The organism is Nocardia sp. NPDC058518 (assembly GCF_042719655.1).
Taxonomy (GTDB): Bacteria; Actinomycetota; Actinomycetes; order Mycobacteriales; family Mycobacteriaceae; genus Nocardia.
On the sequence record NZ_JBHXNJ010000001.1, the window covers coordinates 681,371 to 704,828 of the forward strand.

Annotated in this window: 23 protein-coding genes and 1 CRISPR repeat array; of the genes, 13 read left to right on the forward strand and 10 right to left on the reverse strand. The window is 62.9% G+C overall.

Features of this window, described 5'->3' with window-relative positions; all coding sequences use genetic code 11:
- Positions 1-101 precede the first annotated feature (101 nt).
- Together ACFWPX_RS02990 and ACFWPX_RS02995 are read right to left on the reverse strand one after the other, a co-directional pair.
- On the reverse strand, positions 102-965 hold the full coding sequence (locus ACFWPX_RS02990; RefSeq protein WP_378925434.1) for an HNH endonuclease: 864 nt from the start codon (positions 963-965) through the stop codon (positions 102-104).
- Positions 966-1,565: 600 nt separating this feature from the next.
- Positions 1,566-2,048, reverse strand: coding sequence for a restriction endonuclease subunit S (locus ACFWPX_RS02995; protein ID WP_378925436.1), 483 nt, complete (start codon positions 2,046-2,048; stop codon positions 1,566-1,568).
- Between the two features lie 114 nt (positions 2,049-2,162).
- Here ACFWPX_RS02995 and ACFWPX_RS03000 point away from each other — a divergent pair, with 114 nt between their 5' ends.
- Both ACFWPX_RS03000 and ACFWPX_RS03005 read left to right on the forward strand, forming a co-directional pair.
- Positions 2,163-2,378, forward strand: a complete 216-nt coding sequence (locus ACFWPX_RS03000; protein ID WP_378925437.1) for a hypothetical protein — start codon at positions 2,163-2,165, stop codon at positions 2,376-2,378.
- 27 nt (positions 2,379-2,405) lie between these two features.
- Entirely contained in the window at positions 2,406-2,723 is a 318-nt protein-coding gene (locus ACFWPX_RS03005; RefSeq protein ID WP_378925439.1) for an NIPSNAP family protein, read from the forward strand.
- Here the strand turns inward: ACFWPX_RS03005 and ACFWPX_RS03010 are convergent.
- The 5 genes from ACFWPX_RS03010 to ACFWPX_RS03030 form a co-directional block, all read right to left on the reverse strand.
- Complete coding sequence (locus tag ACFWPX_RS03010) at positions 2,720-6,253, reverse strand: hypothetical protein (protein ID WP_378925440.1); 3,534 nt, start codon at positions 6,251-6,253, stop codon at positions 2,720-2,722. The genes ACFWPX_RS03005 and ACFWPX_RS03010 overlap by 4 nt on opposite strands.
- 403 nt (positions 6,254-6,656) lie before the next feature.
- Positions 6,657-6,905, reverse strand: coding sequence for a hypothetical protein (locus ACFWPX_RS03015; protein ID WP_378925442.1), 249 nt, complete (start codon positions 6,903-6,905; stop codon positions 6,657-6,659).
- 185 nt (positions 6,906-7,090) lie between these two features.
- Positions 7,091-7,729: a hypothetical protein gene (locus ACFWPX_RS03020; protein WP_378925444.1), complete on the reverse strand. Its 639-nt coding sequence runs from the start codon at positions 7,727-7,729 to the stop codon at positions 7,091-7,093.
- A complete protein-coding gene (locus ACFWPX_RS03025; protein WP_378925446.1) occupies positions 7,713-8,843 on the reverse strand; it encodes a hypothetical protein in 1,131 nt (376 codons plus the stop codon). The genes ACFWPX_RS03020 and ACFWPX_RS03025 overlap by 17 nt, the downstream gene beginning before the upstream one ends.
- A 147-nt stretch (positions 8,844-8,990) precedes the next feature.
- Positions 8,991-9,458 (reverse strand): hypothetical protein, encoded by a 468-nt coding sequence (locus ACFWPX_RS03030; protein WP_378925448.1) that lies wholly within the window; start codon positions 9,456-9,458, stop codon positions 8,991-8,993.
- Here ACFWPX_RS03030 and ACFWPX_RS03035 point away from each other — a divergent pair.
- From ACFWPX_RS03035 to ACFWPX_RS03060, 6 genes are all read left to right on the forward strand, one after another.
- Positions 9,439-11,157 carry a VirB4 family type IV secretion system protein gene (locus tag ACFWPX_RS03035; RefSeq protein ID WP_378925450.1) on the forward strand — a complete coding sequence of 573 codons (1,719 nt, stop codon included), beginning with the start codon at positions 9,439-9,441 and terminating at the stop codon, positions 11,155-11,157. The two genes, ACFWPX_RS03030 and ACFWPX_RS03035, sit on opposite strands and share 20 nt — an antisense overlap.
- A 402-nt stretch (positions 11,158-11,559) precedes the next feature.
- On the forward strand, positions 11,560-11,703 hold the full coding sequence (locus ACFWPX_RS03040) for a hypothetical protein (RefSeq protein WP_378925452.1): 144 nt from the start codon (positions 11,560-11,562) through the stop codon (positions 11,701-11,703).
- Between the two features lie 79 nt (positions 11,704-11,782).
- Entirely contained in the window at positions 11,783-13,168 is a 1,386-nt protein-coding gene (locus tag ACFWPX_RS03045; RefSeq protein ID WP_378925454.1) for a recombinase family protein, read from the forward strand.
- A gap of 399 nt (positions 13,169-13,567) precedes the next feature.
- A CRISPR array of direct repeats spans positions 13,568-13,779; the repeat unit is 29 nt; unit sequence GGGCTCATCCCCGCTCGCGCGGGGAGCAC.
- 771 nt (positions 13,780-14,550) lie between these two features.
- Positions 14,551-15,099, forward strand: coding sequence for a hypothetical protein (locus tag ACFWPX_RS03050; protein ID WP_378925456.1), 549 nt, complete (start codon positions 14,551-14,553; stop codon positions 15,097-15,099).
- A 59-nt stretch (positions 15,100-15,158) separates the two neighbouring features.
- On the forward strand, positions 15,159-15,392 hold the full coding sequence (locus ACFWPX_RS03055) for a hypothetical protein (RefSeq protein ID WP_378925458.1): 234 nt from the start codon (positions 15,159-15,161) through the stop codon (positions 15,390-15,392).
- Between the two features lie 241 nt (positions 15,393-15,633).
- Positions 15,634-15,858 (forward strand): EthD family reductase, encoded by a 225-nt coding sequence (locus ACFWPX_RS03060; protein WP_378925460.1) that lies wholly within the window; start codon positions 15,634-15,636, stop codon positions 15,856-15,858.
- A gap of 153 nt (positions 15,859-16,011) precedes the next feature.
- Here the strand turns inward: ACFWPX_RS03060 and ACFWPX_RS03065 are convergent, their stop codons facing one another.
- Positions 16,012-16,581, reverse strand: coding sequence for a class I SAM-dependent methyltransferase (locus ACFWPX_RS03065; RefSeq protein ID WP_378925462.1), 570 nt, complete (start codon positions 16,579-16,581; stop codon positions 16,012-16,014).
- Between the two features lie 256 nt (positions 16,582-16,837).
- Positions 16,838-17,425, reverse strand: a complete 588-nt coding sequence (locus ACFWPX_RS03070) for a GrpB family protein (RefSeq protein WP_378925464.1) — start codon at positions 17,423-17,425, stop codon at positions 16,838-16,840.
- 1,301 nt (positions 17,426-18,726) lie between these two features.
- On the opposite strand from ACFWPX_RS03070, the gene ACFWPX_RS03075 reads away from it, so the two are divergent.
- Positions 18,727-19,344, forward strand: coding sequence for a hypothetical protein (locus ACFWPX_RS03075; protein ID WP_378925466.1), 618 nt, complete (start codon positions 18,727-18,729; stop codon positions 19,342-19,344).
- Here the strand turns inward: ACFWPX_RS03075 and ACFWPX_RS03080 are convergent.
- Complete coding sequence (locus tag ACFWPX_RS03080) at positions 19,329-19,853, reverse strand: hypothetical protein (protein ID WP_378925468.1); 525 nt, start codon at positions 19,851-19,853, stop codon at positions 19,329-19,331. The two genes, ACFWPX_RS03075 and ACFWPX_RS03080, sit on opposite strands and share 16 nt — an antisense overlap.
- Positions 19,854-20,376: 523 nt before the next feature.
- Here ACFWPX_RS03080 and ACFWPX_RS03085 point away from each other — a divergent pair.
- The 4 genes from ACFWPX_RS03085 to ACFWPX_RS03100 all read left to right on the forward strand — a co-directional run bounded on the left by ACFWPX_RS03085 (position 20,377) and on the right by ACFWPX_RS03100 (position 23,412).
- Positions 20,377-21,231, forward strand: coding sequence for a hypothetical protein (locus ACFWPX_RS03085; RefSeq protein ID WP_378925470.1), 855 nt, complete (start codon positions 20,377-20,379; stop codon positions 21,229-21,231).
- Between the two features lie 45 nt (positions 21,232-21,276).
- Entirely contained in the window at positions 21,277-21,579 is a 303-nt protein-coding gene (locus tag ACFWPX_RS03090) for a hypothetical protein (protein ID WP_378925473.1), read from the forward strand.
- Positions 21,580-21,882: 303 nt separating this feature from the next.
- Positions 21,883-23,193, forward strand: coding sequence for a hypothetical protein (locus tag ACFWPX_RS03095; protein WP_378925475.1), 1,311 nt, complete (start codon positions 21,883-21,885; stop codon positions 23,191-23,193).
- Positions 23,194-23,196: 3 nt separating this feature from the next.
- Positions 23,197-23,412, forward strand: a complete 216-nt coding sequence (locus tag ACFWPX_RS03100) for a hypothetical protein (protein WP_378925477.1) — start codon at positions 23,197-23,199, stop codon at positions 23,410-23,412.
- Positions 23,413-23,458 lie beyond the last annotated feature (46 nt).

The following is a 23,458-nucleotide window of genomic DNA, read 5'->3' on the forward strand; positions in this document are numbered from 1 at the left end:
GTACCGATGACCCCTGACAAGACCAGCCAAACCGCCTGCGCGCCGGGGTGGGGCCGGGGCGGCGACGCCGGATTTACACGGTGACCTGCGGCGCAACGCATCTACCTGCGACGTAAGAGTGCCCCCACAGGGACTCGAACCCTGACTGTGCGGATTTTAAGTTTGCCGCGCTCGACGTTTGCGGTCGTTGACAGATGGTGGAGCGGAACGGGATACCGGTGCTGACCTGCGAACTCCATAGTTGGGTTCGTTGGCTGGCATCGGCTCCGTTGTGTACCGCTGCGGACCAGCTGCGGACTGGGCGCTCTCAGCTTGTTGGGTAAACCCTGGCGCGCGCCCTTGGAGCTGTTGCACCTCCAACAGGCCAAGGCGCAGTTTGCGAAGGTATGTGGACCTCCCGCGCTAATCGGAACTACGTGTTCAATGGTCGCAAGATTATCAGGTCGAGCTGTACCTCGCGGGTAGCGAGCAAAATCCATTAGTCTGCCGCAGTAGCAGCAGTTATCGCCGTCCCTCTTACGAAGTGCCTTCCGGGAGATCCCGTCCTCGTATTCGTTGTCGGCCAAACGGGCGCGTCGAACATGTGACGCTCGCACTGCGAGCTCGAGTCGCTTGTCTCGGTCGCGAACGTAGCGCTCAATGTCCTGCTTGCGCAATTCATCGGTACGCTCTGATCTGCATGCACGAATTCGGGACAATCGGGCTTCGTGATCTCGGTAGTACCACTCGGACACCTTATTGCCATGGCAGTTTTTGCACTTCGATCTGTGGCCAAGAGTTGCGTTTGGATCACGGTTGAAAGCGGTCAGCGGTTGGCGGACGTTGCATTCTGAACAGGTACGTGTTCCATCCGGATGATCGACGGCCTTTAGAATCTTTGGACTGGGGTTTCCGCCGAGTGGATCGCCATGGTGCCTCCATCTCTGGTAGTGCGATGAGCACCACCCCGCGAGATATCGCTCCACTGGAGCAGTCGCTGATCGAGCACCTCGGTCGGTCGGGTGAGGTCTGTCGCCAGATGTTGTAGTGGTAAGTACACATCTTTCGCGCTACCACGCGCCGGCTGCAGCCCACGCTAGTACAGGTGTCCACGTGCTGGACTGTAGCTATAGGCACTGACATTTAGGATCGCAGCTGGTCAATGGTCTTGTCGTCCAAGCGGTTCCGCCGCCAGCCGCAAGGTCAGCCATCCCGATGAACCGCGGATAGCTCGCCTATCCGGCCTGTGACTGCTCTCCTCCCTCATCCTCATACCTGCCGCCCTCAGCGGAGCTCGGTCGTGTCCAGGATGGCGAAGCCACCGCGTAGCGGACACCGGAGGTGGTCCTTGTCTCGAGCGAGTGGAGCGAGACGATGACGGCACTACCATCAGGCCCGCCGCGACGAGGACAGCGAACTTGCCGACGCGATCGCCGCGTTGGTCGGTGAGATCGACCGCGAACTCGAAGACCTCGGTGTTCGTGGCTCGTTCCCGCGAAGCCCGCGATCCCAGCCGCAAGCTGGTTAGGGACAGATTACGAGAGGTGCACTGGCCGATGCGAAGCGCAGACGTGCGTATTGGATTGTCAGGCGCCGCTGCCGAAGGCCCAGAATTCATCACATGATGCGACGACATTGGACCGCGCGCTGATGAGTAGCCGTTCCAGCAACTGGCGGGTGCGGGCTTTCAGCTCGGCTTGCAGTTCGGTTCGCAGTTCGGTCTGCAGCTCAGTCATATTGTCGAGGATCTGTACGATTTCGCGCTGCACTTCAGGCGGAGGAACCGGGATCGTGACTCTGCTCAGGCCGCCGCTGGAGAGTCGCTTCATCTTGGCACGGGAGACGTGCTGATTCTTCTGAGTATGGAAGGTGCTGGTCTGGAAGTAGTAAGAGACGTAGGTCGGATCGAGTTCGCTCCGGAACAGAAATGAGTCATCGTGGATCGCGACCTCCCCTCCGCCTAGCCACGCCACGGCCTTGCCAACATCTTCGACAGTCTCCCCGACACCGGCGACGATCACGTCTCCCTGCTGGGCGTAGCGCAGCTGATGGCGCAGGTCCTCCCGCACATGTGAGACGGTGGTGCGCGTGGACACGGTACGTTCAACGTGTCTATATTCCATCCGAGTGCATCGATCGCCCGCTTCATATCTTGATCACTGGCGACATTCTGAATGATTCCGATGATCAAGCTCCGGCAGGGGTGGTACTTCTGCAAGGACCCGTCACTGACCGACGCCGACGACGGGGTACCGCCGGAGATCATCGCGCAAGAGATTGTAGAGGAACTGAGCGCCGCGCTCGCCGAGTTCTCTGCCGTCGCTGACGCGTTGGTGGCTCGTGCCGCCGAGGTCGCGCATCGGGCCGAACCAGGGAATTTCAATCATTGCCAACGGTAGGCTAGCGGAGATCGATTCAATGGCTCGTTGACTGAGCGGGGAATGATGCCACGGACTACACAGCTGCGGACGTACACGGTCCGCGAAGGCACACTGTCGGAGTGGGCGGCTAAGTGGCGTGACCTCGTTGTGCCATTGCGGTTGGAGTTCGGGTTCGAGATCGGCGGTGCGTGGCTAGATGAGGAGCGTAGCCAGTTCGTCTGGCTGATTTCCTACGAGGGCGAGGACTCATTCGAGGAGGCGAACTCGCGTTATTGGGCATCTGCTGGTCGAGAGGCGATGGGGCTCAACCCATTTGACTACCTGGTCGACCGCGAAGTTCGCGTGGTGGAGTCGTTCTACTAGCCGTCGACCGGGAGCAGGTGGGCGGCTCGTTCGTCGGGGGTGAGCGAGCGGAACACTCGTCGGCGTGCGCGTGCCTTTAGCTCGTCGATGTCGATCTGTGCAGCCCAGATCCGAACGGTTCCATCGAATGATGTTGTGGCTAGGTGGTTTCCGTCGGATAGCCATGCCACTCGGGTGAGGCGGTCGCGGTGCATACCGATGACTGCGATCTCAGTGAAGTTCTCAGTGTCCCATGTACGGACGGTTCGGTCGTAGGAGGCGGTCGCGATTCGGGTCCCGTCGGGGGACCACGCGACGCCCTGGACCCTGGCGTCATGTCCGGCTAGAACGGCGACCTGTTGACCAGTTTCTGCGTCCCAGATACGTGCGGTGCCGTCGGCCGAGGCGGTCACGATTCGGTGTTCGTCAGGTGACCACGCTGCGTCGTTAACCCAGTTCTCGTGTCCGGTCAGCACGCTACTGCCATGTCCGACTACCCCGTCTGGGGTAGCGATGACACGCCAAACGCGGGCGGTTCTGTCATCGCTTGTGGTGACGAGCTGGGTGCCGCTCGGTGACCAGATTGCGCGGGTGATCCAGTCGCGGTGGCCGTCGAGGTCAACGAGCTCAGGTGCGGCAGAGCCTTGCGGGGCGGCGAGGCGCAGAACTCGGTCGTGGCCGCCGATGGCGAGGTGGCGACCGTCCGGGGATTGCTGCGAGGTTTCCGGGACCGATTCGGTACTGAACGACGAAATTAGTTGCCACTGTGCAGTATTGACAGAGCGTGACCATCGCCGAATGGTTTTGTCGAGGCCACAGGACGCCAGGTATTCGTTCTCGCCTGGTTGAGTCCACGACACGTCAATCACCGGTCCATCACCGGTGGATACGACCGTCGACGCCCCGGTCGATGGTGTCCAAGCGCGAATGCTGCCGTCATCTCCGCTGGTAAGGAGTTCGTCGGTGGCGATGGCCAGACCGCGAACTGGTCCGCGGTGCCCGCGCAGTTGTGCGGTCTCGCCTCCTTGGGGAGAGGTGTCCCAGATCCGGCTGGTGGTATCGGCGCTGCCGGTGAGGAGGCGTTGCCCGTCTGGGGACCAGGCGACGGACCACACGTCGGAAGTGTGGCCGCGCAGGACGTGGAGTTGTTCGCTGTTGTCCGGGTTCCAGATTCGGGCGGTGCGATCGCCGCCACAGGTCGCCAGCGCGCGTCCGTCAGGAGAGAAAGCGACGTTCCACACTCGGTCGTCGTGGCAGCGCAGCAGAGCCGTCTGCAAGCCGCTGGTGGTGTCCCAAATTCGGGCGGTGACGTCGCCACCTGCTGAGGCTAGACGTCTGCCATCCGGTGACCAGCTGACTCCTTCGACGAAATCTTCGTGACCCGTCAACACCATCGGTTCGCCGCCCGCGAGCGTCCAGATGCGCACGGTTCGGTCATGGCAACCGCTGGCGAGCCGCAGCCCATCCGGTGAAAAGGCCAGTCCGAGAACGTTATCCGTATGCCCTGTGAGCCGGCCAACTTCGGTGTAGGTGTTTGCGTCGAACAGCCGAATGATGCGGTCGCGCGAACCTACGGCGATGCGGGTTCCATCCGGTGACCAGGCGACCGCGCGTACGACATCGGTAGGGCCCGTCAGTTCGGCGAGGACGTCTCCGTTGCTGGGGTCCCACACACGGACCGTGCGGTCGCGTGAAGCGGTCGCAATTCGGTGTGAGTCTGGCGACCATGCAGCCATCTCGACCATGCCCGAGTGGCCAGCGAGGACCCGAACGCAGTCAGCGGAGTCCGGAATCCATATCCGGCAGGTACCGTCGCGCGAAGCGGTGGCGACCAGCGCGCCGTTCGGTGCCCACGCGACATGGCGAACCGCGTCGGTATGTTTGTCGAGCACGCTGGTCAGGTGGCTAGATGCCAAGGCTGCCAACAGTGCTCGCGTCGCAACCGGTGTCGGGGGACACTCCGATAGAGCAGCCAGGGACAACAGCGCTGATAGTTCTGGGTAGTCCTGCACGTGGGTCAGTACGTATTCGCCGATACCTTCCGAGACTCGCCGCAGGAAGGTCAGGTCTCGGCGTGTGGAGTTGTCGACCAAGGCCGTGATGGAGTCGGTGGCCAGCGCGGGGTTGGTGTCAACCCATTCCCTGGCCAGGCGTAGTCGCTCGCCGGTGAGTAGGTAGTCGGCGTTGCGGTGCGAGGTTTCCCAATCGGCCGCCCAACGCTCCAGTTCCGCGCGTCGCTGCAATACCACCATGTGGGCCTCGACCTCCTGGCGCAGTGGAGGCCACTGCCGGAAGAGAGCTTCGTGAGCCACTTGGGCGACGGGGATGTCGCCCGCGACGTCGGTGACGAGCAGTCTGGCCTCGATGAAGGCGTCGATTACGCGTCGGTCGTCTTCTCCCAAGTCCGCTAACGGGACTGGACGTCGAGTTGATCGTTGACCGTCGGTGGTCACAAGCTTTAACAGCACGGCCAGGATCGGTTCGATTCCGTTGTCGGCGTGCAAGGTCGTGACGACGTCGTCGGCTTGTCGTGCCAAGGCTCCAGCGACTCCGCCGAGGCGTTGGTAGTCGGCCAGAGTCGCCTGTCGCGCAGTGCCCGAGACTAAGTACAGCTCTTGGAGCAGATACCCCAGCAGCGGCAAAGCGTCCGCGGTTTCGACGTCGTCGAGGATTCGATTCACCACACCGGGTGCGAATTCCAACCCAGCCATCGCAGCGGGTTCGGTGACGACTGACCGGAGTTGGGTGGCGGTGAGCGCGCCGATCGCGGTCGGGTTGGCGAACAGACCGGCGCAGGGCGAGTCCAGGAAACTTCGGAGATACTCGATTCGGATGGTCATCACGACTCGGAGTCGGGGATCCGCGGCTACAGCTGAGTCCAACGCCGTGAGAAAGACTTCGCGGTCACGTTGACCCGCGAGTGTGAATAGCTCCTCGGCTTGGTCGATCGCGAGCAGGAGTCGGGCCCGGGGTCTGGCGAGGCTGGCGCGCAGCCGAGTCAGCATCTCGACCAGTGCGGCCGGGTCGTCGCGTAGCCGCTCCGCGCTGCCGTGGGCGACTTGCGCTAGCCCCAATATCGGGTCGGTGCCCGGAGTGAGAACCGGTAGGACGGACCATCGCGCGCTACGCAGTCGGGGCAGCAGACCTGCCTGGACTAGTGAGGATTTCCCGCTGCCGGACGCACCGGTGACCACGATGAATCGCGCCGTGTCCTGGGCGCAGAGTTGCCGCAGGAGTTGCTCGGTCATCTCTTCGCGACCGAAGTAGACCGCCGCTTCATCCTCGGTGAAAGCCTCGAGTCCGGGATAAGGTGACCGGTCCGAACTCCACTTGCGTAGCGGTGCCGGTGGGCGCTGCACGCGCACGCTCAGAATCGTGATCACCACAAGCACGACGACCAGCACCACGATGATCGGGGCGGAGAAGGCTTGCAACCAGCGAAGCAGCGTCGGTGGCGAGGGCCGATTGGTCGCATAGTTCGTGACGATGCCCAAGGTAGCCGTGCACAGGACTAGCAGGACCTGAAGCGTCCCTGTCAGCCGCTGGTTCATCACCGGCTAGCCCCTCCCCCACAAGGTTCAACTCCGTAGACCTGAACCGCGATCATATGCGGTAAACCCGTTGGTATACAACGCTATTCGTCAATGCAGGGATGGCCGTTGCGATTCGTTGGGGATTCTTGCCGTTAGCGTAGGGTCGAGGACGGGGCGGCGGCGGGCAGGCTGATATGAGCGGCGTGCTTTCATGCCGGCGATGCGTTCGCGCTGACTCGACGATGAAAATGTTGGACGCCCAGCGCGAGCCTGAGCGCGCCGTCCGGACGGGCGGTGCACAGTCTGCAGCAGCAGCCAGCGCGGCATAAGGGCATCATTGCGCATCGCGACACCCGGTGTGCCAGAAGGTCTGCGACAGCGACCTCAGCGAATCCGTCGTGGTTGGTGTCGGATTTCAGGCTCAGCAGTTCGCGCGGACGAAGATCCTTAGCGTCTCGCCGCCGCCGTCGTGGATGACTGCGTAGCGTCGTGGTGCCCGGTTGTCTTTTGCCGAATGCTCGTTTGCCGTGTTGCTCGCCAGCAGGTCTACCATGCCCGTCGCGTCCCAGTACGACTTCCATAACTGCGGGACTCCCGGAGCGAACGGCGCAAATTCGGATCGCTGTTTGAAGTCGTCCACAGAGCTGCGAGGAATGTCGACTACCGCCACACTCGTCCACGTTTGGAAGCCCCCGTCGTGGTCGAACCAAATTGTTTCTGCTCCGTCGGGGAAGACAACCCCCGAGCACTCGGACATATTGCGAAGGCCCTCGGCATCCTGTGAACACCCGCTCGTGACAGCCGAAATGGCCCAGGCGGATACACAGAGGCTCAGGATTCGGGAAGCGGCGTTCCTCATAGCTTATCGAACCATCTCATAGTTCCCGTTGACTCGCCTCGGGAACGGAAGCTGCGTGCCCATCCGGCTTCTTCGAGTTGCCGCAGCTCGTTATTGAGAGAGATCCCGATATTCAGGCTGAGCGCTTCGAGCTGCTTCTTATCGAAGTTGTAGAAGTCGTAGACATAGACTTTGTAGATAATCTCTGCCAGTAGGCCGCCATCGCCTTCGATGACGGTGGTGTCGCTCCCAACTGCAATGTCGTAATGGCCGAGTGCATAAAACAGGTCGCCCTCTGTTTCCTCGTTGCCCACCCATTGTGATGTCAACTCCCGCGTGACACCGATCTGAGGATCCTGCCGCGCTTGTTCTTTGATCTCATCGAGACATACGGAAATTATTTGTCTCGCGCTGCCACTCTCGATGGTCTGGTTGAATTGCGCCGAGCTTATTTCGTTTTCGAAGCCAGCATCGTTGTTGCCCAGATATATACCCATAAGATCTTCGGCGTAAGAATATCCCATTACGTCGAACCAAGCTTGAACGGATGCTGCGTCGACGCTATTTGCGGTGGCCTCTGCCTTGTCCGCGGCGCTGGTCTTCGAGCCGTAGACTGCGCGGTCGTTTGGAAGCGGGCTATCAGGCGGGCGATGCAATGCTGCTCTCCCACCACGCGTTGTTTCCAAACCCGTAGCGGGTCACGCCGATATCGACAATCACTTTGTCGGGCACCTCGTATTCAGTGGCAGAGTAGGTGGGAGTTGTGCGCCCTGGCGTATATTCGAGCGCTCGGGTGATGTTTCCGATCATGGTTGTTATTGCATCTCGTCGTGCGTCCGATGCTGCTCTCAGCGTATCGACTGCTGAAACGATCTGCGACTTGTTGGAAGCATTCATGGGGCGATCGATAAGTTGCGCCCACGCTCCGAGAGGGAGGGTGAAGCCGAGGAAGCTCATCGGCTGGGACAGCCCGCTGCTCCAGCCCATCGCCTGGTTGTACACCAAACGTTCGAGGCAAGTCCCGCCGTTGACAACGATCTTCGAGATGATATCGAGGTCAGTGCTCCTTGCGGAGACGGTTTGCGCGAGGCTGCTCGCGCTCGCGGCGAATGCCTCGCCAGCGCTTCCGGTCCAGCTTCCTTGCAACCACCGCACGCCGCTGGACAAGTTTTCCGAGGCCACGAAGTCGTTGATGCCGAGCTGGCGAATTCGGCCGCCTAAGGTCTCCAGTGTTTCCCAGTCCGCGGCCAGCGGCGCGAGGTAGTCGGCAGCCGGTTTGATGCCGATCGCTCGATTCAACGGGTCGTCGAAATGTGTCAGCGACTCGACTGCTGACTCGACAACCTGTCGCACGGTGAGTTGGCCGTCTTCGATTGCTGGCAGCGTCGGCAGTTGAAGTCCCGTGAAGCGAGTGGCGCCTTCAAAGGTGTTGCTGACCCCTGCGACGGCGAGGTTGTCCGTTGTGCTTGCCGACAAGGTCGAAATCGCTTGCGCGGAGGCGTTATCGGTTCCTTGGAACTGACGTGATGCTGTCGCAAGGTTGGTTCGATACGACGAGAGGCTCGTCAGATCTTGTTGATGCGACGTAGACAGTGTCGTCTGGAAGGTCTCTAATGACGAGGTCAGCGAGGTGATCAGCCCGGTCGATCCGCTGGGAATCGAGAGTTCCGACAGCATGCGTGTGGCATTCGACGAGAAGTTCGTCCCCAGCTCCTGCAGGTCCAAACCGAATCCATCGAGACTGGCGACCTGCACGGCGAAGTCGTTCAAAGTATGTACCCCCTCGGTGCCACGATAGCAGTGTAAGCGATGAGGATCAGCGAATGATCTTGCCCCACATGGGAACTGGTCTGCAGCTCAAGATGCGTGGCGGCGCAGCCGGAACCGGGTCGGTGGTTGATCTCGGGATGCCAATCCTCAGCCGCGGGGAGTGTGATCGTCGTACTCGAACACGCTGAATGTGCGGAAGTACTCGTCCTCGTCGATGGGGTCGTCGCTGTACGCCGGTGCTGGATTCGGGCCTGGGACGGGGTTCGGTGTCAGTGTGGGTACTTCGACGTCCGGCAAATGCGCGGCTCGTGTCGTTGATGGACTTGGGGCGGTCAGCGGTTGGTTGCGAGGCGGTTGTGCCGTCATGCGTGCTGCGGGCGTCGGCCACGGTTGCGTGCTGGGCGCGGCCGGTTCCGAAGGGCGCGTTCGGGCGGCCGAAACGACGGGGCCGGGCGCTTCAGTGGCGAGAGTGTCGGGGGTGGGCGCCGGTGATGCGTCCGCAAGGTCGAGTTCGGGGATTGCCGGCACTTCGCCGTCGGACAAGGCGGCCTCGATCGCCTTCTGTGCCTGGGCCAAGCCTGCTGTGTGCAAGGACATGATCAATTCGGCGACCATCGCCGGGGTCATTCGGTGGCCGGCCTCCGAGAGCGACCCGGTTACCGCCGCCACCCGGTTGCGCCGCCAGCAAGCCCGCCTCGAGTCCTCCCGGATGCACGACACGAGCCGAGGTCGTCTGACTGACCCGCAGGTCGATGTCGCGGTGGAGGACGCCGCCGACCTCTCCGCCCGGGTCGCCCGCGCGGAGGCCCGGTTGTTCCGCGTCGGGGTGTACCTGAGCGTGCACGCCGAATCCGAAGCCGAACTGGCCGACGAGGTCGCCGCCGTGCGGGCATTGGCGGCGAGCCTGCTCGTGGACACCTGCACCCTGTCCTACCGAGCCCCTCAAGCCTGGGCCACCACCCTGCCACTGGGCCAGGACCTGATCCGGGTTCAGCGCACCTTCGACACCACCGCCCTCGCCGCAGCGTTCCCCTTCGACTCCCCACAACTACCCGCCACCGACCCCGCGCAAGCCGCACGCCCGCACGGGGTGCTCTACGGCCGCGACGCCGCCGCAGGGTTGCTGTTCGTGGACCGGTTCGCCCCCGAAGCCCACAACCACAACATGGTGATCCTCGGCCGGTCCGGCGCGGGCAAGTCCTACCTGGTCAAAACCGAGATCCTGCGCTCGCTCTATCGGGGGATCGAACAGATCGTGATCGATCCCGAAGACGAATACCGCCGACTCGCTGAAACCGTCGGCGGCACCAGCATCCGCCTCGGCGTACCCGGCGTCCGACTCAACCCCTTCGACCTGGAAATCCACACCCGAGACGACGGGAGTCGCAGCGCCCCACCCGACGCGCTCACCCGGCGCAAACTGTTCCTGCACGCCTTGATGCAGGTATTGCTCGGCAACCAGACCGCTGCGCAGAGAACAGCATTGGACTCCGCGCTGCCGGCCACCTACGCCGCTGCCGGGATCACCGACGACCCGGCCACCTGGACCCGGCCCGCGCCCACCCTGAGCGGATTGCGCGAGCACCTGGGTCGGATGGGCCCGCCTGCCGCCGCAGAGCTGGCCGCCGGGCTGCATCCGTTCGTTGACGGCGGAGCCTACGCCGGGCTGCTCGACGGGCCGACCACCACCGACCCCGACGGTGGGCTGATCGTGTTCTCGCTACGGGAACTGCCCGAGGAGCTGAAAACGATCGGCACCCTGCTCGTGCTGGACCTCATCTGGCGGCGGGTGTCACACCCGGGCCAGCGGCGGCCCCGGATGATCACCGTGGATGAAGGGTGGCTGCTGCTGAGCCAGCCCGCCGGAGCTCAGTTCCTGTTCAAGGCGGCGAGGAGTTTTCGCAAGCACTGGGCCGGGCTGACCGTGGCTACCCAGGACTGCGCCGATGTGTGCTCGACCGAGCTGGGGCGCGCGATCGTGTCCAACGCCGCGACCCAGATCCTGCTGCGCCAGGCACCCCAGGCCATCGACGAGGTCGCTACGGCGTTCCACCTCTCCGACGGTGAGCAACAGTTCCTGCTCTCCGCGGCACGGGGATCCGGGCTGCTCGCGGTCGGCGGCACCGACCGGGCCGTGTTCGGATCACTGGCCTCCCATACCGAAAACGCCATCATCACCACCGATCCCGGTGAACTCGCCGCCAGCAACGACGAGGGCGATACCGACATCGAGATCGACGCTGCGGCACCGCTGCCCACGCTCATCGAAGCCGACGAGCAGGACGAGGTGATTCTTGACAGCCGCGCGGCCTGAGACCGGATTCAACTCTTCCCCGCCACCCAACACTGTCCCGACCCGTCACTGGACCCCGAAGATTCCGACCACCGCACCCGACGCGCGGCCGGTCGCACGACTAGGCGCATCCCGCCCCTAGATCGGCCGCTGGCGCGGTAGCGAACAGGATCGATCCCCGGGTGCCCGCATTTACCGAACATGGCGTCAGAAACGTTGAAGGAGAGGCTATTTGACGAATTGGCAGGTACGGAGCGTTGATAGATCCGGCGCGACCCGCCGCCGCGTTTCCGACGACACAATGCAGCAATCGCCTGAATGAGAAAGGACAGAGACTTCATGGACAAGCAGCCCTCGGAAACGGCGAGCGCCACACCGATGCACCCACCATGCGGCGCAACGACTCCGCCCCGCAGAGGAGCCATGAACGCATCACCAGCACAGGAGAACCCGGACGAGGGCGACGACTCTACTGGGGATATTGCGGCGGGCGGGTCGCTCACCGTGGTGGTACCGACCGAAGCCCCCGCACTATCCGCGTCCGCCGCACAGCGGCTCTACGCCTAATCCGCAACGTCGCAGCCGAGTCCGACCTCCTGGCAGGACGCGATACCGAAAGCGACGACCACACGATGAATCGAGCAGCATGACAAAGCACTTCGCGTTCCTTGGCCGCGTGTCCACCGAGGATCAACAAGACCCGGCAGCTTCACGCAATTGGCAGCTCGCCCGAGCCCGGACCCTGACCGAACCCCACGGAGAGATTGTCGCGGAATACTTCGACGTCGGCCAGTCACGCTCGATCCCCTGGAAGCGCCGCCCCAAAGCTTCCGAACTACTCGAGATCCTCAAGCAACCCGACCGAGGTTTCGACGCCGTCGTCATCGGCGAACCGCAACGCGCCTTCGACGGCAACCAATTCGGGCTCACCTTCCCAGTGTTCACCCATTACGGGATCGAGTTGTGGGTTCCCGAAGTCGGTGGCCCGATCGACCCGGAATCTGAGGCACATGACCTGATCATGTCGGTCTTCGGGGGAATATCCAAAGGTGAACGCAGCCGGATCAAGATCCGCGTCCGCGCCGCGATGACTGCCCAGACCCGGGTCGAAGGACGCTACCTCGGCGGGCGGCCCCCCTATGGCTACCGCCTGGCCGACGCGGGACCCCACCCCCACCCCGGCAAAGCCGCCGAGGGCCGACGCCTACACCGTCTCGAAGGCGATCCCCGCACCGCTCCGGTCGTGGAGCGCATCTACCTGGAATATTTGTCCGGCTTCGGCATTTTCGTTATCGCGCAGCGCCTGACCACTGACCAGATCCCCTGCCCCTCTGCTCACGACCGGGAACGCAACCCTCATCGGTCGGGTGTTGCTTGGTCCAAGAGTGCGGTCCGGTCGATCCTGGGCAATCCCCGCTACACCGGCCACGAGGTGTGGAACAAACAGCGCAAGCAGGAGTCGCTGATCGACGTGGATGATGTGGCGCTCGGCCACCACACCCGGCTGGCCTGGAACCCCAAAAAAGACTGGGTCTACTCCGACCAACCCGTTCACGACGCGATTGTCGCCAAAGAAACCTTCGATCAGGTACAAGCCCTGTTCGCCGCGCGAAGCCCCCGCTCACCTCGTCCCATTACCCGCCGGACCCACCCGTACGCGTTCAAGGGACTCATCACACACCAGAGTTGCGGGCGCAAAATGCAGGGCAACTGGTTCCACGACGCAGCGGTCTACCGCTGCCGCTACCCCCGTGAATATGCCGTCGCGAACCATCTCGAACACCCCACCAATGTCTTTCTCAACGAAGACCTCCTCATCACACCCCTCGATGACTGGCTCGCTGAGGTCTTCGCAGCCGAACGTATCGAACACACGCTGACGCGGTTGGAGGCCAAACAACCAGACTCTGTGGCGGCAACACAACCACTGCGCCAATCCATCGCCGAATGCGATCGAAAACTTGCCCGCCACCGCGCCGCGTTGGAAGCCGGGGCCGACCCTGCGAACGAGCGGTTCTGGCCGCCCAGCTAGCCGCGACACCCGACCACGTCCCGACGCAACGGATGAGCCGTGACGATATCCACCAAATCGTGGACGCCCTGGGCGGGCTGCAAGCAGTCCTGCGGGCAGCAGATCCCGGGGACAAGCTGGAGGTATACCGAGAACTCGGCCTGAAACTGACCTATGATCATGAGAATGCCATAGTCACAGCGGGGTTGAATCCTCAACCCCGCTGTGGCGTATTTACTGTGTCCGGAGGGGGACACACTCGCTATCCACAACCGTCCGACTCAACCGTGTTCGCAGACCAGAGAACGCCGCAGTACCCAGCGCCAGCCGAGCCCCATAGGCAAACCACTGCGGCACAGATAGTTCTGTGCGCACGAGTGGCTGCGGACCGATCGCAAGAACGTCCGAGCTCGCCGGGTTGGGCCCATTCCCGCTCGCGCGGGGAGCACTCCCCACCCGATGAAACAGAGACACCCGGCCAGGGCTCATCCCCGCTCGCGCGGGGAGCACCACTTCATGCCCCAGACGCGGGCCTGGAACAAGGGCTCATCCCCGCTCGCGCGGGGAGCACGCGGAAGGCCCGCAGCTCGCCGGGGGTGATCGGGGCTCATCCCCGCTCGCGCGGGGAGCACACTAATTCACCTGCACGTTTGAACGCCAAACACCCGATTTACATTCACTTTCGATCAACCTCCACCACCAGACACCAACAAGTTCCACCACTTTCATGGACACCCCGCCTGAAGAGCCAGCCGTCCTCGCCGTCGTCGGAGCAAACCTCAGTACCGAGCATAGGTCTCCGACCGCCACGGTCTATAGGCACTCCGCCCAACACATCGCGGATGCTCAATACTCCAGCTCATATCCGACTCGCCACAAGGCGAATGAACGCTGTCGCCCGAAACCGGTCGAACATTGCTCCGCAGTTCGGGCAACGACGAACCGGTACGCGCCGCCAGCATCCGACAGGTGACAGGTGCTGCTCATCGAAGGCCGATCGCAAGTTGGTCCAGGGACTCACGCCATGACGGCACTGGTACCTAATTTGCCTAATTGGGCCAAAGTTGACCCGGCCACATACGAGCCAGGTCCCATCCGCCACCGCAGCCCAGGCACACAACACCCCGGAAGTCTGCCCAGCCAGCCGCCAGCCAGTCCGGCGCCATAAAGCGAACTCTCGCCCATGAACTGACCGAGCGCGCCGGTGACGGGGTGATCGCGATGTTGGCCTGCAGGTCAGCTACAGCGGCGTCAAAGACAAGCTCGCCCAAAATCAGCGCTACGCTTCAACGGAAGTCAGCAGCCACCGAACTGGGGATGCCATACTTCAAACCAGGTCCTCCACGCCCGGGCCGTACAGGACCGTCAGGACACTCCACAGCGGCCTCGGCGAAAATCGATAAGTGCAGCCCGACACGGTCAGGCATCATGGCTGGCATGCACGACTGGCCCGCACCCGACTCCGGCGAGATCTCGACCCCGGAGTTGGTCGCCGCGTGGGTAGCGCTCGACACTCTCCCGTCCGAACGGATCCCACTCTGGCAGCGCACTGGCTGGTTCAGGGCTATGACGGTGAAACGCTCAGGAAATTGGCTGGGTTAAGTGGCACGGATCCTCACGAGGTCCACGACATACTGCCCGAGGCACTGGCCGACTGCACCGCAGCCATTCCGGACTCGGACGCAGCCGCGGCCCAGATGGCGTTCACCAAACTCGCACGCATGCACGCCGACAACCGAGCCACCGAGAGATGGGTACTGGACAAGGTTTGCGAGATCGTCGCACGGTCCGGCTATGCCGACAGCGTCATCGCACTTCCGCTCGGCCAGATATTCGATCTCGAAGACGAGTGGGGAGCGGGCTGGGGCCGAACGGAACAGCAACTCGCATATGAGATACAGAACGCATGCAGAGTTCAACTCGCCACGAGTCACGCGGCACACGACCACTGATCCAGCCGCACCGTCGAGCGGCTCGAGGTTAGTTCAGAGAAGCCTGTATCCGTTGCCCGATGCTCAACGTCAACCCCACGATGCTGTCGCGACTCGACGAGATCGAGACCGACCTACTCCACAGAAGAGCCCGCGCCGAGCAAGAAGCATGGCTAGGCGAGATCGAGGGCATCGACCTAACCCTGGCGTTCCTTCGGCAGAAACGAGACCAGACCCTGCGCGTGGCCCGGCTCGCTCCCGCCGGGCCGACGACGCTCACCCTTGAACCACCGCCATCCAGACCGCGGCAATAGCGGACACGATCTTCCGCTGCCGAGCCGGGCAAACACGCGGTATGCGGCATGAGCGGATATTCGCTCGTGCCCCTGCTCGTGTGCCTTTAGGGTGGTGCCGGTATGGCGACGGCCCGAGATCTCCTGGGTGTTGTGATCGCTCGCCACTGAACGGAGGTTGTTGTGCACAAGCTGATGGTCCTGTATCCCGATCCCGACCACTTCCGCGACTACTACGTGAACAACCACCTTCCCGCTGGTCATGCGCATGCCCGGCCTGCTCGCGTGGCGCTACAGCTTCGAGGTGGCAGCGACGCAGGGACAGACGCCGTACTTCGCGGTCTTCGAGGCCGAGTTCGCTGACGCTGCGGCAATGACCGCGGCGAGGGCGTCTCCGCAGGGCCAGCAGGCGGCTGCCGATGTCGCCAACTACGCCACCGGTGGTGCGATCGTCATCCACTATCCGGTGCAGAACGGCACCTGCTGAGCCTGGCCATGAGGCACCGCCGTATCCGCGGTGAGCCATGTTCGCCACATCCTCGCGGAATCGGTCCCCGCACTCGCTTCGGCAATACCGGATGTTCGACGGACGTTCCGTCTGCGATTGATCAGAGCGACCGAACGCCCGGAACGCGGCCTGTCAGTGTGTTCCGGTGCCGCGCTGGTCGGCGGTATTCGCTGCTTTGTCGTAAACCAGCGAATATCGCCAGAACAGGTGGCGACGGATGCGCGATCCAGGCAGATACTCGGCTGCCGCACAGCGGATCTCGGAAAGCGTTTCGCGCGGTCCCGCGGTCGGCGCGGTCATCTCGATCGGGAGCCGGTCGATCGGGCGAGGGTGCTTGATCTTGCCCACAATCAGATTCGCTACCGAGGCAACGAAGCCCGTTGCGTAATCGGTCGGGCCTGCATCGCGGAAGCACCCGATGACGACCAGTCGGCCGCCGGGGCACAAAAGTCGGTCCAGCTCACGCAGGGTATCGACCAACGGAAGGTGGTGCAGGGTAGCGACCAGCGTGATGGCCTCCCATTGGCGAGGCGACCGGAGCTGATCGAACCGAACCTGCTCGATCACGACAGAATCGTCCCCGGCGAAACGCGCAGCCGCAACGCGCGCGGTCGCAGCATCGGGCTCGATCCCAGTCACTCGATCGACATGTACTCGTAGCCGATCAACCAGATTCCCTGTGCCACAGCCGATATCGAGCACAACCCGGGCTCCGCTGGACCTCACCCGATGGACAACCCACCCGCCGTAGAAGTCGTTATGACTCCACGGATGCCGCCCGTTGAACCGATCGATGCGCGAAAGCAAGGTCACGACGCCACCGTAACGATCGTGGGCGAACACCGGACCGACCCGCACCCGACTCTGCACCCGGGACCACTCACCGGCAGATGCGGACGTTCGCGACCACGCGATATGCGGCATGAGCGTATGCCGAGTGCAGTCGTTGTCTGGGTGCCTATAGCATTCCCGCCGCACGGAAGAGCCGGTCGTAGATCGCGCGGACGGTCTCCTGCTTGCGTGCGTTGTAGTCCATGACATGCCCACCTCCTGGGACCGCCGAGCGTTTGGCGTCCTCGTACTGAGCACGATCCTCGGGATGGTCGCGCAGCCAGTCGCGGAACATGCGGTGCCGGATGACCTCTGGGCACTCTGGTCCGAACACGTGCAGGTTCACGCGGGGCTCGGCCAGCCTCATGCACCGGTGTTCGTGCCAGGACGGCTCTCGAACAGTGAGGATGTAGCCGATCCGTGTAAGCAGAGGGACGTACCGCTCCTCGTTGGAGGGATCGGCCACCGTCAGATCGATGTCTATGACGTCCTTGGCGGCCAGTCCTTCGACGGAGGTCGACCCGACATGTTCGATGTCCACCACCGCCGGGCCGAGCGTCGCGCGGATCTCAGTCGCCGCAACCTGGTAGCGGCGCGGCCACTCGGGCTTGTAAGCAACGATCGAGACCGTCTCCGGTGGTGGGGGCCCGTTCACCCATGGGCTCTCGGCCGGGTCCGGGTCGTGGTGTCGGGTGATCTCCTCGAAGGTAGGCACATGTCTCAACGTAGCAATGGCCCGCCGAGGCCCTGATCCTTTTTGCAAGCGGACGCGACTCTATGGGAGCGACATCGCCGCGCCTGTGAACACTCGCCATTCGGCATGAGCGGACATTCGGGACGCGTACAGCGGCATGTCAGTGCGTTGCCTGGGTGAATACCGAGCCGCGATACTGTGGCCGGATACGGTGGATTCGCGATTTCTACGCGGACGAGGGCATCTGGCTCCTCTTCGAACTCGATGACGACGGTTGGCCGAGCCGACAGGTCAATCTGCGAGGTTCAGACGGTGAGCCCGTGACCGCCGCAGCGTTAGAAGAGGTAATCCGTGCACGAGACCACGGGGGAATCGGCGCAGTTCAGGCATACGAGAGCAAAGATGGTGTCCTCTCGGAGTCCAGCGCCAATGACTGGCACGTCGAGGTCTCTTCCCTCGAAGAGATTACTGCTGAGCAGTTCCAAAAAGCTTGGGCGAAGGCTCGTTCCACGATCGAACGACGATGGTCCATTGGTAGCTGAACGGGGCTCCGGGGGCTTGAAAGCTGCACGGTAATCGACATTTCCGGATGTCGGCCAGCGGCCAGTGGCGTGTCGATTTACTTGGTGCAGAGAAATGACCCAGAGTTCTATCGCCCTGCTGACTCTCGCGCACACACGTCAGCCCAGCGCCAAAATGGAGCCTCCAACCTCCGCACCAGCCGCACATGAACTACCTGCCATCCCCAGCGCCCATGTCCAACGCTTGCCGTACAGGCAGAGGCATCCGAGGTCGTCGACCATCCCCTCGAGGATCCTGCGGCCAAAGCCCAGATCTCAAGGCATTGGCCGCGTTGATCTGCGGACAAGATCCCGGCGGGCGACGCGATCCCGCAACTGTCGCCACGGTTCTCGCGCGCCGGTATGTCGATGGGTGGAGCGCCAGTCGTATCTCTGGTGATCTCGGGCGTAGCCGCTCGGCGGTCAGCCGGATCCTGCGCGACGCCGAGCGGCTCCGTGCGCACGCTGGCGCCGACGGTACGCACATACAGGCCCAGTCACCTACCGACGGTGCGCACGCCGGGGCCGAGCCGCCCACAGCGCGTGCGCACGAAGAGATCGGTCGTGCGCACGCAGAAACGTCGGCAGCCGGTTGAGCCAGTCAATGATTCGACGTCCCCGCATGCCGCCCGCATCTTTACCGGATGTGGTTCAAGCCACATCGACAGTAGAGCCAATCCGGTGTTGGATCGATGCACGGTTCGTTGCCAGGCATCACATCTCGTGCACTAATCCAGCGAAACCCACGTCCTTGGGGGACCAGTGAACCTCGATCTCAGCTGCCCACAGTGCGAACGCATCGACATGGTCCAGAGCGTGCCCGCAGCCATGTCTGAGGGAACCCATAGCGGCTACAGCACCGGCGTGCACTCAGGTGTAGGAATCGGCCCGGGTGGCCTCGTCCCCGCTATCGGGGTTTCGACCCATGAGTTCAGCCATTCTTCCGCACTTGCGCGCAGTCTGGCGTGGCGCCCCGCGCTGGCGACTGGGGGTCGGCACACCTTGCTTGGCTTGGTTCTTTCGTTCTTCTTCGTTTGTGCATTCGCGCTCGGATGTGTCGCGACCTCGATCGATCCTCCCGACGGTGACCCGATTCAGATCTTGGTTTCCCTGATCGGTCTGTTCGTGTTCCCCATCGTGTTAGCGATTCCCCTGTTCGCCATCGTGGCCGGGGCAATCAAACGTGCCCGTCGAGCAGCAAAGATTGCTGCCGGAAGCACACGCGCCCGCTCCGTCTGGCAGAACGCGTTCTACTGCCACCGGTGCGGTACCGCATTCTGGCCTCAGCCAACATTCCCCGAAGTACCGCACCGAACTGCCTTGACGCCCAACCAGTTCCGGTGGCACGTCTGGAACGCGGGCGGCTACGCCAAGCTCTGACCCCCGGTGTCAGCTTGTTCACCTGAACCGGCCTGCGAGGCGAACTCGCTGGCGACGTCTGGAGTCTGGTCAGGTTTCGAGCTGGGCAGTTGGCCCTGTTTCCCGGTTTCGACCGTCGGCCGGTGAGTAGCGCGTGCGACAGCCAGATACTGTCGAGCCTGCTTGCTGGTCAGATCGAGGAGTTCAGCGATCCCGTCTTCGGACTCTCCCAGATCGCGGATCGACGCCACAGCTCGAGCTTGTTGACCACGCAATTGGCTGACTTCTGAGGCGTGTTCGGTCTCGATGTATTCGATCTGTTTACGTAGTTCGTTGATCCGGTGATCACGTGCGGTGATGCCTTCATTGATCGATCCGGTGGCGAGCAGGTATGCCTTGATCGATTCGATGATGTCGATTTCGCGGCGCTGCGCCGCCTGGCGACGGACCTTCATCAGGTCCCGTATCCGGTCCAACCGTTGACGTACCTCGGGGTCACGCTTGGAACGACGTGGCTTGCTAGTGGGCATCTCAGACTCCTGAGATCGGCCCGGTCAGCGGCTCTTCCCCTTCAGCTTACGCCCGCCGTAACGGCCTTTGCCGCTGCCGAGGCGACGAACTGGCGCTGGCACCGCATTCGCGTCTACGTGACCCGAATCGACCACCAACTGAACCAAGTCCCCGCTCACTCTGCGGTCCTTCAAGACGTTCCATGCGGATGCCTTGTCGTCGGATAGATCGTCAGTACACAGAAAGGATCGAAGGCTGTGCCCCTCACATCAATCGAACTGGCACTGCGCCAGCTCGTCGGGCCAGAGTTCGCCAAGGCCGTCACAACGTGTGTCGCAGCAGAACACGAGATCGCCCAAGCACAACGCCGCCACCCTGACATCGCCGATGTTCTCCATCACAGCTTTTCGCTGTTGACAGCGACCCATGACCGGATGAGCACCGAGTTCATCTATCGACCCCATGCACGCGAGCTGACCGAGCGGATCGCGGCGGGAACCTCGACCAAGCCGGGGACCTCGATCGAGGTTGCGTTGTCCCCTGATGCAGGCCAGCCTCGTAACGCCGTTGAACACCACCGCGTTCGGCCTGTACCTGCGGATGTGGGGCTACGAAACTCGCCGCCCGAAAACCCGACTGACACCGCGCTTCCGGGTCAATCTCTCCTACGGCGGCCGCGAAATCGACTACTCCTGGGCACTGGACCCGCAGGAGATTTGCCCTCGCCGTGCGGGCGCGGGCTCCCATTCGACCTGCAACGACGAGAACGGAATCCTGCGCATGACAACCACACAATCACCCGGCGTCAAACCTCTCGATCAGGTGCGACGACCACCGTTGGATCGTCAGGTCGGAGTAGTAACCACAGTGACAGCGGTGATGGCCGGCGAACAATCGATCACCATCGACGTCGTCGGCGCCGGTGACGACGAAGCGAGGGTAGTCGTGCGGTGGGGGCGCGTCGCGATGACGTTCACCTCGGCTGAGCAGGTTCAACGAGTGTTGGGTCTGTTCGGATTGGCCCGCCAAGCGATGATTGGGGTGGCCCAGCGGATGCCGTTGCCTCTCGATGATGTATCGGTGTCGGACGTGTCGGTTCTGACGGCACTCACGTGGACTCGTACCCCGACCGGTTCGGCGTCGGTGGAGCAGATGTATCACGAGGGTGTGCGCCGCTCGATCAAGTATGTCGCGCTGACCATTCGCCCGATCACCTTCCACATCCTCGACCGTGACGGGCTCGACAGCGTGACCAGGGCCCTCGTTCGCGCGCATCGACTCGCCGTCACCGTGTACCCCGACGGACATCGCTTCGCCGGTGATCCGAATACCGCCGGATGGAAACGCACCAATCGGCGCCACCTGAAACCACTCGCCGGCACTTGGTCGCACCGCTGACCTCGTTCACCACCAAAGCGACGCCCGACACCGAAGGGACGGATCATGGTCGCAGGAGAGTCCGCCTTGCCTGCCGAAGGTGCGTCGCACACGGGAAATACTCCTTCTGACTCCTCCGATCCGATTCCCGTCCAGAACTCTGTCCCGCGATATGACACAGAGCCCGCAGATCAGCGAGCGATCGAGGAGCCGCTGACCGCGGACGACGAGGTCGTCAGCGCCGCGCAGATCGTGGTCAGCTACCTCTGGAACACCGAACACGACAAAATCAGCACCAACCCGGCTAGCCACATCATGCTGCAACTCCGCACGCTTACTCGCTGGCTGACCTCGATGCCCGGCGACTGACCGGCATTCGAGTCCGCCACTGCTGAAACGGCATTCGCTTCACCCTCTAGACCCTTGCACTGGGCGCGCAGGAGGTCACGACTCTGCGATTTTGCAGTGTTCGAATCACTTACTGCCCATCGCGATTCGCCAAGCCATCACGGGTGGCCAGTTGGCTGGAGCGCCAGTTGAGGATTCTCGGCCCGACTCCGCTGCCTCGCCCTGGTTTCTCTCGGCGGGCGCCATTCTGCGGCCGCCGATTCCGCCCGCGGTCATAACTGCCCCGTTCGTCCTGTCGTTCTACGATCCATGAAGGAGTCTGTCGTGTCGTTGCTGTCGTCTGTTCGTCATGCCGAGTTGGGTGACCTGGTCACGTTGCTAAATCGTCAGCATGCCGCCAAGGTCGATGTCGTCGCGCCGGCGTCGGCGTTGCGGGCGCGTGATGGGTTTTGGGAGTTGTCCGGGGTCGAGCCGGTGGTCGATGAACGAGGTGTCACTGTCGTCGACGGGGTGTATCGTTCGACCGCGGCAGCGGATTCGCAGCTGGGGACCAAACTCAAGATTCCGGTCGGGTATCTGAAGTGGTTGCGTGAGCAGCAGCGCGTCGATCTCTATGACCACAACATCAACGGTCTGCTCCACGGACCCGAGGACCCCCGTCTGCCCGGAGAACCCGAGGACCGGTCGTTTCTGTTGCGGTTGTTCTCCTCCGGCGTCGCCGGGGAGCCGGGGGTGGTGCGGGCGTTTCTGTCGGATCGGTACGGGATCATCGATAACCTCGATGTGCTGACCGCAGTGCTCGATGGCATCACCACGGCTGACACCGGTGTCGAGATCCGTTCGTGTGATCTGACCGAGTCATCGATGCACTGCAAGGTGTTCTCCCCGAAAGTTTCCGCGCTGGCGCCGACCTTCCTGCGCAACTACCGCAATCCTTTCGCCAACCCCGACCTCGAGGCCGAACGGCGCCGTGTCGCAGGTGATCTGGACAGGTGGCGAGGTATCGCAGCCCGGGACGGTCAAGGTTATCGACCGGGGTCCGAGCCGGTGGTGTTCGCCGGGTTCCGGTTCTCCAACTCCGAGATCGGCCACCACGCAGTCACCTTGAAACCGGAACTGGTCGTGCAGGTGTGCGGCAATGGCCTGACCTTGCCGTTGTTCGCGTTCACCAAACGTCACCTCGGCGACAAACTCGACATCGGCACTGTCGGGGCGTGGTCGCAAGACACCTACCGCAAACGGCTCGCGGTGATCACTGCCGAAACCCGCGACAAGGTCGCGGAGTGGCTGTCGCCGCAGTTCCTCACCGACCGCATTGACGAGCTCGAACGCCACGCCGCCGCGCCGGTCCACCGGCCGGACAAGACGATCGAGGTCGTGGCCAAGAAGTTGGGGTTCAGCGAAGACGAACGCACCGGGATCCTGTCGCACTTCATCGCCGCCGGTCAGCTCACCGCAGCCGGGATCGCCAATGCGGTCGCCAGTTTCTCCCAGACCATTCCCGACGCCGACCGCGCCGACACCCTCGACGACCTCGCCGTGCAAGCGATGACCCTCGTGTGGCCGCACCGCCAACTCCAGTCTCACCGCTCACGGCACGAATTCCCCAGTTCCGCCCAACATTTCAGGAGGTAGACGATGACCGATACGTTGACCCGCCCCGAACTCGACCTCGCAACCCATCTCGGTGTCGCCGGCCCGGCGACCGATCTGCAACCCACCACCGTCCACCGCTGGCAGGAGAGCGACCCCGGCTGGAAGGGCAAGCACTGGGCCTACACCGAGCCCAACGACGTCGGCGCCCGCCACCTACGCCCGATCAACCTCACCACCCGAACCAAGACCGACGGCTGAAACACCCAGCGCAACAACAGTTCCCTACCCAGGTAGGCACCGGACA